The sequence below is a fragment of the Pseudomonas sp. GW821-FHT10C09 genome, assembly GCF_059415465.1.
In genome coordinates this window covers 83,524-97,560 of record NZ_JBWKNG010000011.1, presented here as the reverse complement: position 1 = coordinate 97,560, position 14,037 = coordinate 83,524, and the positions used below count along the sequence as shown (strand labels likewise).

The following is a 14,037-nucleotide window of genomic DNA, read 5'->3' as shown; positions in this document are numbered from 1 at the left end:
TGATCAGGCTGCACAGACACCGTCCTTGCAGCGCTCACATTCCTCACAAAACGGCGCATCGCTTTTCAGGCTCATGATCTGCGCAGCACTCAGCAACGCTGCCGGGGCAGCAGCAAGTTTCAGTGGTGTATCGGGCGACACCGGCGCGGCAGCCATCGGCGGCATCAACGCGCCCCCGACCTGAATCGGCACGCTGCTGAAAATCCCCCCAGGCCCGATGTTGATCCACTGCCCGCCCGCCTGAATCGTCGCGCTGGCGCCGCCGTCGATCACCACTTGCTGGCCGGCGCTGACGTGGAACTGCTGACTGGCGTTGAACGCCTGACTGGTCACGCGGATGTGCCGATCACCCATCACCAGCAAGTGGTCGTCGAGCTTCACTTCGGCCTGGCGCTGGCCGTGAGTGATGCGCTGCTCGTCAGCCTTCAACTCGTGGCGAGCGGTGCCGGTGACGACGATGCTGCGCTGGTTATCGACCTGCACCTGTTGATCATTCAACACGTGCTGGGTCCAGTTCCGCTGGGCGCGCAGGTAGATTTCCTCGGCGCCTTTGCGGTCCTCGATGCGCAGCTCGTTGTAGCCACCACCGCCCGGACTGCTCTGGCTGCGGAAAATGCTGCGGGTCTTGTCGGCGGGCAGGTCCAGCGGAACGGGCGTCGCCGCGTTTGGCAGGCAACCCATCACCAGCGGTTTGTCGGCATCGGCGTCGATGAAGCCGACCAGCACTTCCATGCCGACGCGCGGGATCAGCACGCTGCCATAACGGTCATGCGCCCAACCCGTGGCCACGCGCAGCCAGCAACTGGAGTGTTCGTTGAGCTGACCATCGCGGTCCCAGGCGAGCTGAACCTTGACCCGTCCGAACTCGTCGCAATGGATTTCACTGTCAGTCGGCCCGGTGACCACGGCCGGTTGATAGCCGAGCATTCGCGGTTTTTGCGGCCCCAGTGGAGGACGAAACGAAACGTCCCACGGCGTTGCCAGAAAGGTATTGCGATAACCCTGGAAGTCGTCCGGGTCGTCGCTGGTGGCCGACTCTTCCAGCACTTGTGGCTGGCGGCCGCGGTGTTCGATTTCGGTGATCAGCCACAGATCGTTCCATGCCTGACGTGGATGCTCGGCGAGGTGCAGGAAATGTCCGCAAACCAGCGCTGAATCGTCGCCTTTACCTTCGGCCTGACGGAAGTCCGCGTTGTGGCGTTCGAGTGCGCGGTGGGTCAGTTGCTTGCCATGTTCGCGATCAATGAACTGGCCGGGGAAGTGGTAATCCTCCAGCACCGGGCGCTGTTCGCTGTCGAGACGGGTATCGAGTTGCAGGCGTGGTTTTTGAAAGTCGTAATCGCGACGGGCGACTGCGGTGGTGCGGGTTTCCAGACGCACGTTGAAACGTTTGATGGCCGGTGCATCCGCCGCCATTCCGCTGCCGGGCAGGTACAGCGTCGACTCGGGCAGACGAGGGAAAACCGTCTGGTCATCGCCGAACACCAGCAGATGCCCGTCGGGGCTGTGCTGGAAGTGGTAGTGAATGCCGATTTCGGCACACAACCGCTGGATGAACGCCAGATCGCTTTCGGCATACTGCACGCAATACTCGCGAGCCGCGTAGTCGCTGCCGAGTTGAAACTCGAACGCATCGCGCTGGATGCCGTGGTCCTTGAGGACCTGCGCGATGATCGTTGGCACACTTTTGTGCTGGAAGATCCGCTGGTTGATGCGCTGGCCGAGGTAAGCCAGTCGCGGCACGAGGCTGATCTGGTAGCCCGTCAGACGTTTCCCGGAGTCGCTTTGGCCGACGCGAAAAATCTGACCGTGGATACCGGAACCTTGTGCATCGAAACTCAGAAACGCCTGACGGTGCAGCAGGCTTTCCAGTTCTATGTCTGGCCGTTCACTGACCAGTTCCAGGTCAAAACGGTAGGGTTGGCTGATGGCTTCCGTGCCCGTGAACTCAAGGACTTTGAGCTCATTCTGGACGCCGTCGAGGGTCAACGTGAAACGCGGTTGATTGGCAGGCGCGAACATCCGATGTGTCTCTGCAGAATGAAGGCGGGCGATTCTGCATGAGCGACAAGGGGTGTTGAGGGAGGGACAAGGAAATCAGATTTTCCCTACTTTTTAAGAGATTTATCCTTCAAGAATCAGTGCGTTTGGCTACAGACATCTCCCTCAAAACCACCACCAATCCCTGTGGGAGCGAGCTTGCTCGCGAAAGCGGTGTATCAGTCGACATCATTGCTGTATGACTCACCGCATTCGCAAGCAGGCTCGCTCCCACAGGGATATGCACACGGATTCGAGATTTGTGTCGGCCATAAAAAAACGGCCCGCCTCCAAAAGGAAGCGGGCCGTTTTCATGTTCAGTGAAAGATCAGAGCCTCAGCCCCTCCCCATCACTTGTTCAGGCGGAAATCTGCCTCGGCAGCAGCAAAACGCTGCAGCATGCCGTGAGTCGGCGCACCCAGTTTGCTGACGATGTAGATCGCCAGGCTGGCGAAGATGAAACCAGGGATGATTTCGTACAGGCCCAGCAGTTCGAAGTGTTTCCACACGATCACGGTGATCGCGCCGACCAGGATGCCGGCCAGTGCGCCGTTGCGGGTCATGTCTTTCCAGATCACGGAGATCAGCACGACTGGACCGAACGCAGCACCGAAACCGGCCCAAGCGTAGCTGACCAGACCCAGTACGCGGTTTTCCGGGTTGGCGGCCAACGCGATGGCGATCAGGGCAACCAGCAGCACCATGGCGCGGCCGACCCAGACCAGTTCCACCTGGGAAGCGGATTTACGCAGGAAGGTTTTGTAGAAGTCTTCGGTCAGGGCGCTCGAGCACACCAGCAATTGGCAGCTCAGGGTGCTCATTACGGCCGCCAGGATGGCCGACAGCAAGATACCGGCGATCCATGGGTTGAAAAGGATTTTGGCCAGTTCGATGAACACGCGTTCGTGGTTTTCAGTGACCGGAGCGGCCAAATCAGGGTTCGCCGAGAAGTAAGCGATACCAAAGAAACCTACCGCAACGGTGCCGCCCAGGCACAGGATCATCCAGGTCATGGAGATGCGACGGGCGTTGGCGATCGACTTGACCGAATCCGCCGCCATGAAACGCGCGAGGATGTGCGGCTGGCCGAAGTAGCCCAGGCCCCAGCCCATCAGCGAGATGATGCCGATGAAGGTGGTGTTTTTCAGCATGTCGAAGTTGCTGGCGTCTTGCGCTTCGATGGCCAGGAACGTGGTGTCAACGCCGCCGGTGGCCAGCAGCACGATGATCGGCGTCAGCAACAGCGCAAAAATCATCAGCGTGGCTTGTACGGTATCGGTCCAGCTCACGGCGAGGAAACCGCCGACGAAGGTGTAGGCAATCGTCGCCGCAGCACCGGCCCACAGCGCAGTCTCGTAGGACATGCCGAAGGTGCTTTCAAACAGACGAGCGCCAGCAACGATGCCGGAAGCGCAGTAAATGGTGAAGAACACCAGGATCACCACCGCAGAAATGATCCGCAGCAGGCCGCTTTTGTCTTCAAAACGGCTGGAGAAGTAATCCGGCAGGGTCAGGGCATCGCCGTTGTGCTCGGTCTGCACACGCAGACGGCCAGCGACGAACAGCCAGTTCAGGTAAGCACCGATGATCAGGCCAATGGCGATCCAGCTTTCGGACAGGCCGGACATGTAGATGGCACCCGGCAGGCCCATCAACAACCAGCCACTCATGTCGGAGGCACCGGCGGACAAGGCCGTGACGACGCTGCCCAGGCTGCGACCGCCCAGAATGTAGTCAGAAAGGTTGTTCGTGGAGCGATAGGCCATGAAGCCGATCAGCACCATTGCTGCGATGTAGATCACGAACGTGATCAGGGTTGGATTGCTTACGCTCATTCAGTGATGCCCTGGCTTTGTTTTTATGTAGCGCCAACGTGTGAAAACGCCGACAAACGACAACGTTTGTTCAGACGATTTCAAAGCCCGCGCATTTATGACTGATGTTTCCCCAGGAAAGCCATCAGCCGGTGCACCGATTTTTCATCCGGTTGCACCTTGGGGCGCGAATCCTATTCAACAACCCAAATAAGGTGCAACCCATTTCGTGAGAATTAGTTGCACCTACACTGTTTTACTTAAAACCGGGCGGTTTTTGCTTCCTTTTAGCGCAGTCACGATATGTTTCTAGAAGTAAAAGCACCAAGCAGGAGCGGTACGTTCGTACCGGAATTTAATTCCTGACGAGCTGCTTATTATTCCGACAAAAAAAGGGTTGCACCCGGTTGCACCTCAACGGTTGCACAGCTAATCTTGCCGCCAGCTGATGCCACGCGGTCGTGGCAAACATGAGGATAAAAAAATGGCTACCACCACACTTGGGGTCAAACTTGACGACCCGACCCGCGAGCGCCTCAAGGCTGCCGCGACCTCGATTGATCGCACGCCGCACTGGCTGATCAAGCAGGCAATTTTCAATTACCTGGAAAAACTCGAGGGTGGTGCAACCCTGACCGAGCTGAGTGGTTTGACCAAGGATTCCGACGACGCCGTCGATGCGCCTCTGGATCACGCTCACCAGTGCTTCCTCGAATTCGCCGAAAGCATCCTGCCGCAATCGGTGCTGCGCGCTTCGATCACCGCCGCCTACCGTCGCCCTGAGCCGGAAGTGGTGCCGATGCTGATCGAGCAGGCGCGTCTGCCGGCAGCGATGGCTGAAGCCACCAACAAACTGGCCTCCTCGATTGCCGAGAAGCTGCGTAATCAGAAAAGTGCCGGTGGCCGTGCCGGGATTGTTCAGGGCCTGTTGCAGGAATTTTCCCTGTCGTCCCAGGAAGGCGTAGCACTGATGTGCCTGGCCGAAGCGCTGCTGCGCATCCCGGACAAAGGCACCCGTGATGCACTGATCCGCGACAAGATCAGCACCGGCAACTGGCACCCGCACTTGGGCAACAGCCCGTCGCTGTTCGTCAACGCTGCCACTTGGGGCCTGCTGCTGACCGGCAAACTGGTCGCCACGCATAACGAAGCAGGTTTGACCTCGTCCCTGAGCCGCATCATCGGCAAGAGTGGCGAGCCGATGATCCGCAAGGGCGTCGACATGGCCATGCGCCTGATGGGCGAGCAGTTCGTCACCGGCGAAACCATCGCCGAAGCCCTGGCCAATGCCAGCAAGTTCGAAGCCAAGGGTTTCCGCTATTCCTACGACATGCTGGGTGAAGCGGCACTCACCGAGCACGACGCGCAGAAGTACCTGGCCTCGTACGAACAAGCCATTCACTCGATCGGCAAAGCGTCCCATGGTCGTGGGATTTATGAAGGCCCGGGCATTTCGATCAAGCTGTCCGCTTTGCACCCGCGTTACAGCCGCGCGCAGTACGAGCGTGTGATGGACGAGTTGTACCCGCGCCTGTTGTCGCTGACCTTGCTGGCCAAGCAGTACGACATCGGTTTGAACATCGACGCCGAAGAAGCCGACCGCCTCGAGCTGTCGCTGGATCTGCTGGAGCGCCTGTGCTTCGAGCCGCAGCTGACCGGCTGGAACGGCATCGGTTTCGTGATCCAGGCGTATCAGAAGCGTTGCCCGTACGTGATCGATTACGTGATCGACCTGGCTCGCCGCAGCCGTCATCGCCTGATGATCCGCCTGGTGAAAGGCGCGTACTGGGACAGCGAAATCAAGCGCGCCCAGGTCGAAGGTCTGGAAGGCTATCCGGTCTACACCCGCAAGGTGTACACCGACGTTTCCTACATCGCTTGCGCCCGCAAGTTGCTGTCGGTTCCGGAAGTTATTTACCCGCAATTCGCCACGCACAATGCCCACACACTGTCGGCCATTTACCACATTGCCGGTCAGAACTATTACCCGGGTCAGTACGAGTTCCAGTGCCTGCACGGCATGGGCGAACCGCTGTACGAACAGGTTGTAGGTAAAGTTTCCGAAGGCAAGCTGAACCGTCCGTGCCGCGTGTACGCACCGGTCGGCACGCACGAAACGCTGTTGGCGTACCTGGTACGTCGTCTGCTGGAAAACGGTGCGAACACCTCGTTCGTCAACCGCATCGCCGACCAATCCATTTCGATCCAGGAGCTGGTGGCCGATCCAGTGGCCAGCATCGAGCAGATGGCGACGCTGGAAGGCGGCTTCGGCCTGCCGCACCCGCGTATCCCGCTGCCGCGTGATCTTTATGGTGCCGAGCGCGCCAACTCCAGCGGCATCGACATGGCCAACGAACATCGTCTGGCTTCGCTGTCCTGCGCCCTGCTGGCCACTGCTCACAACCACTGGAAAGCCGCGCCGATGCTCGGTTGCGCCTCCAGCACTGAAACCCCTGTGCCGGTGTTGAACCCGTCCGATCTGCGTGACGTGGTCGGCCATGTGCAAGAAGCCACCGTCGAAGACGTCGATAACGCGATCCAGTGCGCCTTGAACGCCGCCCCAATCTGGCAGGCCACCCCGCCCGCCGAACGCGCCGCGATCCTGGAACGTGCCGCCGATTTGATGGAAGGCGAGATCCAGCCGCTGATGGGCCTATTGGCTCGCGAAGCCGGCAAGACCTTCGCCAACGCCATCGCCGAAGTGCGTGAAGCTGTGGACTTCCTGCGTTATTACGCGGTGCAGGCGCGCAACGATTTCACCAACGACGCCCACCGTCCACTGGGTCCAGTGGTGTGCATCAGCCCGTGGAACTTCCCGCTGGCGATTTTCAGTGGTCAAGTCGCGGCAGCGCTGGCGGCCGGTAACCCGGTGTTGGCCAAGCCTGCGGAACAAACCCCGCTGGTAGCCGCTCAAGCCGTGCGTTTGCTGCTCGAAGCCGGGATTCCGGAAGGCGTGCTGCAACTGCTGCCGGGCCGTGGCGAAACCGTGGGTGCCGGGCTGGTCGGTGACGAGCGCGTTAAAGGCGTGATGTTTACCGGCTCCACCGAAGTCGCTCGTTTGCTGCAACGCAACATCGCCGGTCGCCTGGATGCCCAGGGCCGTCCGATCCCGCTGATCGCCGAAACCGGTGGCCAGAACGCGATGATCGTCGACTCTTCGGCATTGACCGAACAAGTGGTGATCGACGTCGTGTCGTCGGCCTTCGACAGCGCCGGCCAACGTTGCTCGGCACTGCGCGTCTTGTGCTTGCAGGAAGATTCCGCTGACCGTGTCATCGAAATGCTCAAAGGTGCCATGGCTGAATGCCGCCTCGGCAATCCTGAGCGCCTGTCCGTGGACATCGGCCCGGTGATCGACGCCGAAGCCAAGGCTGGCATCGAGAAGCACATCCAGGCCATGCGCGACAAAGGTCGCAACGTGTACCAGGTGGCTATCGCCAACAGCGAAGAAGTCAAACGCGGCACCTTCGTGATGCCGACCCTGATAGAACTGGAAAGCTTCGACGAACTGCAACGGGAGATCTTCGGCCCGGTGCTGCACGTGGTTCGCTACAAGCGCAAAGACATCGATCAATTGATCGGTCAGATCAACGCTTCCGGTTATGGCCTGACGCTGGGCGTGCACACGCGTATCGACGAGACCATCGCCAAGGTGATCGACAACGTCAACGCCGGCAACGTCTACGTGAACCGCAACATTGTTGGTGCTGTGGTTGGCGTGCAGCCGTTCGGTGGTGAAGGTTTGTCGGGTACGGGTCCGAAGGCGGGTGGTCCGCTGTACCTGTACCGCCTGCTGTCGACACGTCCTACCGATGCGATCGAACAATCCTTCGCTCGCGGTGACGCTATCGCTGCGCCGGACGTTCGTCTGCGTGACGCCATGAGCAAGCCGCTGACCGCCCTGAAGGCCTGGGCCGACAGCAACAAGTTTGCCGACCTGAGCACCCTGTGCGTGCAGTTCACCGCGCAATCGCAAAGCGGGATCACTCGTCTTCTGGCGGGCCCGACCGGCGAGCGCAACAGCTACGCCATCCTGCCGCGTGAACACGTGCTGTGTCTGGCCGAGGTTGAAGGCGATCTGTTGACTCAACTGGCGGCGGTACTGGCTGTCGGTGGTTCGGCGGTGTGGCCGGAATCTGACGTGAGCAAGGCGTTGTTCGCACGTTTGCCGAAGGAAGTTCAGGCACGCATCAAGCTGGTGTCCGACTGGAACAAGGACGAAGTGGTGTTTGATGCGGTTCTGCATCACGGCCATTCCGACCAGTTGCGTGCGGTGTGCCAGCAAGTGGCCAAGCGTGCGGGCGCCATTGTCGGTGTTCATGGCTTGTCGCAAGGCGAGACCAACATTGCGCTGGAGCGTCTGGTGATTGAGCGGGCGTTGAGCGTTAACACGGCGGCGGCGGGTGGTAATGCGAGCTTGATGACCATCGGCTAAACCGCAACAAGACCGGGCGCCCGCAATGGACGCCCGGTATGCAAAACCCCCTGTGGGAGCGAGCCTGCTCGCGAAGGCGGTGTGTCATCCGACACATGTATTGGATGACACACCGCCTTCGCGAGCAGGCTCGCTCCCACATTTGATTAGCGGTGACCGGACACTACCATCACGCTCATCAATCATCCTGTTCAGCCTTTATTCCCACGCCTAGACTCGGTCCATTCCAAAAAAGGTAGGCCGCCATGTCCGAGACGTTGCTCAGTTCCCGCAATCTGGCTTTCGAGCTGTATGAAGTCCTCGATGCCGAGGGCCTGACCCAGCGTGAGCGTTTCGCCGAGCACAATCGCGAGACCTTCGATGCCGCCATCGGCACCGCCCGCAACATTGCCGAGAAGTATTTCGCCCCGCACAACCGCAAGGGCGACGAGAACGAGCCGCGCTATGAGGACGGTCAGGCGATTCTGATTCCGGAAGTGAAACCGGCGGTGGATGCGTTCCTCGAAGCAGGTTTCCTCAACGCTGCGCGCAGTTTCGATGCGGGCGGGATGCAACTTCCTACGCTGTTGTCCCAGGCGTGCTTCGCGCATTTTCAATCGGCCAACGCGGCATCGACTTCGTACCCGTTCTTGACCATGGGCGCGGCGAACCTGATTGAAAGCTTCGGTACCGAGGAGCAGAAACAACGCTTCCTGCAACCGATGATCGACGGCCGCTTCTTCGGCACCATGGCCCTGACCGAACCGCATGCCGGTTCGTCGCTGTCGGATATTCGTACGCGCGCCGAGCCTGCGTCTGACGGCACTTATCGCCTCAAGGGCAACAAGATTTTCATCTCCGGCGGCGATCACCCGCTGTCGGAAAACATCGTGCACATGGTGTTGGCCAAGCTGCCGGACGCACCGGCCGGGGTGAAGGGCATTTCGCTGTTCATCGTGCCCAAGTTCCTGGTCAACGATGACGGCAGTCTCGGCAAGCGCAACGACGTGTTGCTGGCGGGGTTGTTCCACAAGATGGGCTGGCGCGGCACCACGTCTACCGCTCTGAATTTTGGCGATAACGGCGAGTGTGTCGGCTACCTGGTGGGCAAGCCGCATCACGGTTTGAGCTACATGTTCCAGATGATGAACGAAGCGCGGATTGGCGTCGGCATGGGCGCGGTGATGCTCGGTTACGCCGGGTATCTGTACTCGCTGGAGTACGCCCGCGAACGTCCACAAGGTCGCGTGCCAGACAGCAAGGACCCGAACACCGCGCCGGTGGCGATCATTCAGCACGCCGACGTCAAGCGCATGCTGCTGACGCAGAAAGCCTATGTCGAAGGCTCCTTCGACCTCGGGTTGTACGCGGCGCGACTGTTCGATGACACCACCACGCTGGAAACTGAAGCCGAGCGCAAGCAGGCCCATGAGTTGCTGGATTTGCTCACGCCCATCGTCAAATCCTGGCCGTCGGAGTTTTGCCTCAAGGCCAACGAACTGGCGATCCAGATTCTCGGCGGCCACGGCTACACCCGCGAATACCCGGTGGAGCAGTACTACCGCGACAACCGTCTGAACCCGATTCATGAAGGGACGCACGGCATTCAGTCGCTGGACTTGCTGGGCCGAAAACTGGCGCAGAACGGGGGTGCGGGGCTCAAGCAGTTGATCCGGTTGATCGCCGATACAGGCGCGCGGGCACAGGCGTATGAATCCCTGACCGCGCTGCGTGAACCGCTGGAGAAACTGGTGGCGCGCCTGCAAACGGTGACCATCGGCCTGCTGACGGATCTGGCGCAGGGCAAGGTCAACAGCAGCCTGGCGAACTCGGCGCTGTACCTGAAAGTGTTCGGGCACACAGTGATTGGCTGGCGCTGGCTGGAACAGGCGATTCGGGCCGAGGAAGGATTGGCCAAGGGGAATGCGACGGATGTGAGCTTTTATAAGGGCAAGCTGCAGGCGGCGCGGTATTTCCTGACATGGGAAGTGCCGGGTTGCCACCATGACCTGGCGATTCTTGAGGCGCGGGATGATGTGTGTCTGAACATGCAGGATGAGTGGTTCTGATCAGAGCTTCATGGTGCTGCTGAAATCCATTCGCGAGCAGGCTCGCTCCCACAGGTGAAATGCGATCAACTGTGGGAGCGAGCCTGCTCGCGAAGAGTCCCGCAAAGACAACACATCAACTCAGCTTGAAACTGCCCATCTGCCGCGCCAAATCATCCGCCAACCGCTGCAACGTCTGGCAATCTTCGCGACAAGCCCTGACTTCCCCGGCCGTAGCCCGAGCCAAATCCGAAATCCCCTGCACGTTGCGGTTGATCTCCTCGGTCACCGCCGACTGCTCTTCCGTCGCCGTCGCCACCTGATGGTTCATGTCGCTGATCCGTTCCACCTGCCCGGTAATCGCCGTCAACGACGCTCCGGTGCGCTGGCTCGACTCAACACCGGTGCCCGTCGCCGCTTGCCCGCTGTGCATCGATGACACCGCGTTCTCAGCACCCTGCTTGAGGCTGCCGATCATCTGCTGAATCTCATCGGTCGACGACTGCGTGCGCCGCGCCAAGGTGCGCACTTCATCCGCCACCACCGCAAACCCGCGCCCCATGTCCCCGGCCCGTGCCGCTTCAATGGCGGCGTTGAGCGCCAGCAAGTTGGTCTGCTCGGAAATCCCGCGAATCACCGCCAACACCTGATCGATAGACGCCACTTGATGGGCCAACTCGCCCACCGCCGTCGCCGCGAGGCCGATTTCATCGGACATGCTTTCTATATGCCGAATCGAACCACCGACCACTTCCCGCGCCTGCATCGCTTCATCGCGAGCGTTTTGCGAGGCGACCGCCGCGTTGCCGGCGTTCTGGGCGATTTCTTGTACGGTCAGGCCCATTTCGTGAACGGCAGTGGCGACCATGTCGGTCATTTCCTGCTGCCGGCCAGAGCGCTGAGCGGTGTTGTCCACCACCTTCGCCACTTGGCCGACGGCGGTGCGCAAGCGTTCGCTGGTGGTCAGCACTTCGCCGATCATTTCACGCTGGCTGTCGAGGAACCGATTGAATCCACGCGCCAGGTCACCCAGCTCGTCGGCACGACTGGAATCTAACCGATGGGTCAAATCTCCACCGCCGCTACCGATGGCTACCAGTGCCGCTGTTACCTGACGGATCGGGCGCACCAAGCCACGGGCCAACAACACCACCAGCAACAGGCACACCAGCGCCACGGCCAGGCCGATGCCGCTGCTCATCCACATGGCGCGGCGGGCTTCGGCGTAGATCTGCGATTGAGGCACTTCGGCCACCAGCGTCCAGCCCAGGTCCCGCAGCGGCAGGCTCAACGCGAGGAAGTCTTCGCCCTCTCTTATAAAGCTACTGTTTGTGGCAGTTTTTTGACCCATGACTGCTTGCGCCGCCGCGGCACCGATTTGCTCGGCCAAGGTGCGTTTACCGCTGAATTGCGCCTCGGGGTGCACCTGGATCAAACCGTCGGAACGCACGAGATAGACCTTGCCGCGCGCCCCGAAGCTGAAGTTGTGGATCAGCTCCGACAGCTCTTTCATGCTCAACCCGAGCCCGGCAACGCCCACGACTTTACCGGCGGCCTGCACCTTGAGGTCGATGAACAGCGCCAATTCTCCGGTCGCGGTGTCATTGTCGATATTGAGGGTGCGCGGCTGGTTGCTGTCGAGGAATGAGTAGAACCAGGCGTCTTTGGGGTTGGAACGGCTGAGGGTCCGGTCCAGGCCTTTTTCGGTCAGATAGTGATTTGAAGCAGTGCCGATAATCAGCGCGGTGAAGGCTTTGTGTTCAGCGCGAATGCCTTCCAGGTAGTGCGAGAATTCGGCCGTCCGGCCGCTGTCTTCACCCGCGGCCAACCAGTCGCGCACCATGCTATTGCTGGCGATGTCCTTGGCGGCGGTAAGGGGCTGAACAAGGATTCGCTCGATGTCGTTGCGCATCGCTTCGATGCTCGACGGCAGGGCTTGTTCGACCAGATAGCTCTGGGCGAGACGGTTAACCACGAGGGTATAGATGCCTACCACGATCAGGATACTGACCAACAGGGCGGTGCCCATGCTCAGGATCAACTGCCATTGAATACTGCGTCGCCAGAACTGCATGGTGCACCCCCAAAGAATAAGAGGCTGAAACACTGCAACAGCCGTGCCGATTGTATACAACGATTATCGACAATTTATTCTTTGGTTGTGCGCAAAGCCGATCAGGCCTGATTGATCGTCTTGGAAATCACTTCAACCGTGGCGCTGACTTGCTCTTGGTAACGGTCGAGTTCCTGCTTGTGCTGCTTTTTCATTTCGATTTGCTGCGAGCACAGATTCATCGCGGCCAGCACCAGCAGGCGGTCACCGATCAGGGTCGGGTACTTCCGTTTGGTGTCGGCCAAAGCAGCTTTCAACATCATCGCGGCGTCCAGCAGGGTTTGCTCTTCCCCGGCCGGCGCCTTGATCGAATAGTCCTCCCCCAGGATCGAGACGACTTTTACCCCTGCGGCGCCGTGATTCATGCGCTGACCGGACCGGCGCTGACGCGCTCAACCAGGGCCTGGATGCGTGCGGCGGTGGCGCCTTGTTTCTCTTCCTGTTCCATCAGGCTCAGCTGAAGGCTTTCGTTTTCATCCTTGGCCTGAGCCAGTTCTGCGCTCAGGGTCTGGTTGCTGCCGAGCAGGGCCTGGTTCTGTTGCACCAGGTCATTTACCAGCTGTTCCAATTGGCTTAGGGATGCTTCCAACATTTTGATTTTCCGAGCATTTTCAAAGGGCGCGTACGATAAAGAAAAGTCACCACGGATGCCAGGGTTATTAGGGCCTAAAGCCTTGATTTTCCTGGCGGGCGACCTTTCTCGCGAGCAGTAGAGACTGTGATTGGCGGATCCGGTTCCTGCACTTCGTCGCAGAGCGCCTTTGTGCGACAAAAACGCGCAGGGGCTCAAGACTTTAGTCGCATGACCGATAAGTCACTCATACGTCAGCTTCAGCGCGCACGGTTGCGCTCACTTCGGTAAACACCATGTCCCTTCGTAATATGAATATCGCTCCACGGGCGTTCCTCGGTTTTGCCCTGATTGGCAGCTTGATGCTGATCCTGGGCGTGTTCGCCTTGAACCAGATGAGCAAGATTCGCGGTGCCGCCGAGGAGATCACCTCAAGCAGCGTGCCGAGCATCAAGAGCCTCGACGAATTCACGCAGCTGACCCTGCGTCTGCGCGTTCTGTCTTATCGCTTGCTGGTCAACCGCGAGCCGGACGTACAGCAGAAAACCATGGACCTGCTGGAAACGCGCAATCAGCAGATTCGCAGCGCCCAGACGACCTACGAAAAACTGATCAGCAGCCCGCAGGAACGTGCGGCCTACGATCAATACGTGCAGTTGCTGAGTCAGTACCGTCAGATCGAAGACCGCATGAAGAGCCTGTCGCGCAACAATCAGGTCGATGAGCTGCGCACCTTGCTCAACACCGATTTGCTGACCAACTCCGAAGCGGTCAACACCGTGCTCAACCGTTTGCTGGAGATCAACACGCAGCAGACCGTCGACACCAATCAGCAGGCAGCCGACCAGTATTCCTCAGCGTTCAACCTGGTGATCACCCTGCTGGTCATCGCCACCGGCCTGACTTTGCTGTTTGCCTGGTTGCTGACCAACAGCATCACCAAACCTATCGCCAACGCCCTGAGCGCAGCCGAGGAAATTGCCGAAGGCAATCTGACGCGCCCGATCACGGTCGATGGCGAAGACGAAGCCGGTCGC

7 protein-coding genes and 2 pseudogenes are annotated in these 14,037 nt (G+C 59.8%); 3 read left to right on the top strand and 6 right to left on the bottom strand.

The window, feature by feature from the left end; genetic code table 11:
• Positions 1-3 precede the first annotated feature (3 nt).
• Positions 4-2,022: a type VI secretion system Vgr family protein gene (locus AC07N8_RS13380; protein ID WP_493143987.1), complete on the bottom strand. Its 2,019-nt coding sequence runs from the start codon at positions 2,020-2,022 to the stop codon at positions 4-6.
• 368 nt (positions 2,023-2,390) lie between these two features.
• Entirely contained in the window at positions 2,391-3,875 is a 1,485-nt protein-coding gene (putP, locus tag AC07N8_RS13375) for a sodium/proline symporter PutP (protein ID WP_483841038.1), read from the bottom strand.
• Positions 3,876-4,338: 463 nt separating this feature from the next.
• On the opposite strand from putP, the gene putA reads away from it, so the two are divergent.
• Together putA and AC07N8_RS13365 are read left to right on the top strand one after the other, a co-directional pair.
• The gene (gene putA, locus AC07N8_RS13370; protein WP_493143985.1) at positions 4,339-8,289 is read left to right on the top strand and encodes a trifunctional transcriptional regulator/proline dehydrogenase/L-glutamate gamma-semialdehyde dehydrogenase; all 3,951 of its coding nucleotides are present in this window, start codon (positions 4,339-4,341) and stop codon (positions 8,287-8,289) included.
• A gap of 245 nt (positions 8,290-8,534) precedes the next feature.
• A complete protein-coding gene (locus AC07N8_RS13365; RefSeq protein WP_493143983.1) occupies positions 8,535-10,337 on the top strand; it encodes an acyl-CoA dehydrogenase in 1,803 nt (600 codons plus the stop codon).
• A 115-nt stretch (positions 10,338-10,452) separates the two neighbouring features.
• Here the strand turns inward: AC07N8_RS13365 and AC07N8_RS13360 are convergent, their stop codons facing one another.
• The 4 genes and pseudogenes from AC07N8_RS13360 to AC07N8_RS13345 form a co-directional block, all read right to left on the bottom strand.
• A complete protein-coding gene (locus AC07N8_RS13360; protein ID WP_493144088.1) occupies positions 10,453-11,184 on the bottom strand; it encodes a methyl-accepting chemotaxis protein in 732 nt (243 codons plus the stop codon).
• Positions 11,185-11,316: 132 nt separating this feature from the next.
• A pseudogene (locus AC07N8_RS13355) lies at positions 11,317-12,345 on the bottom strand (HAMP domain-containing protein); the annotation flags it as partial.
• Between the two features lie 146 nt (positions 12,346-12,491).
• Positions 12,492-12,794, bottom strand: a complete 303-nt coding sequence (locus AC07N8_RS13350) for a cell division protein ZapA (RefSeq protein ID WP_027922059.1) — start codon at positions 12,792-12,794, stop codon at positions 12,492-12,494.
• Entirely contained in the window at positions 12,791-13,021 is a 231-nt protein-coding gene (locus AC07N8_RS13345) for a hypothetical protein (RefSeq protein WP_007947124.1), read from the bottom strand. Before AC07N8_RS13345 ends, AC07N8_RS13350 begins: the two co-directional genes overlap by 4 nt.
• A gap of 275 nt (positions 13,022-13,296) precedes the next feature.
• Between AC07N8_RS13345 and AC07N8_RS13340 the strand changes: the two are divergent.
• A pseudogene (locus tag AC07N8_RS13340) lies at positions 13,297-14,019 on the top strand (MCP four helix bundle domain-containing protein); the annotation flags it as partial.
• Between the last annotated feature and the right edge of the window lie 18 nt (positions 14,020-14,037).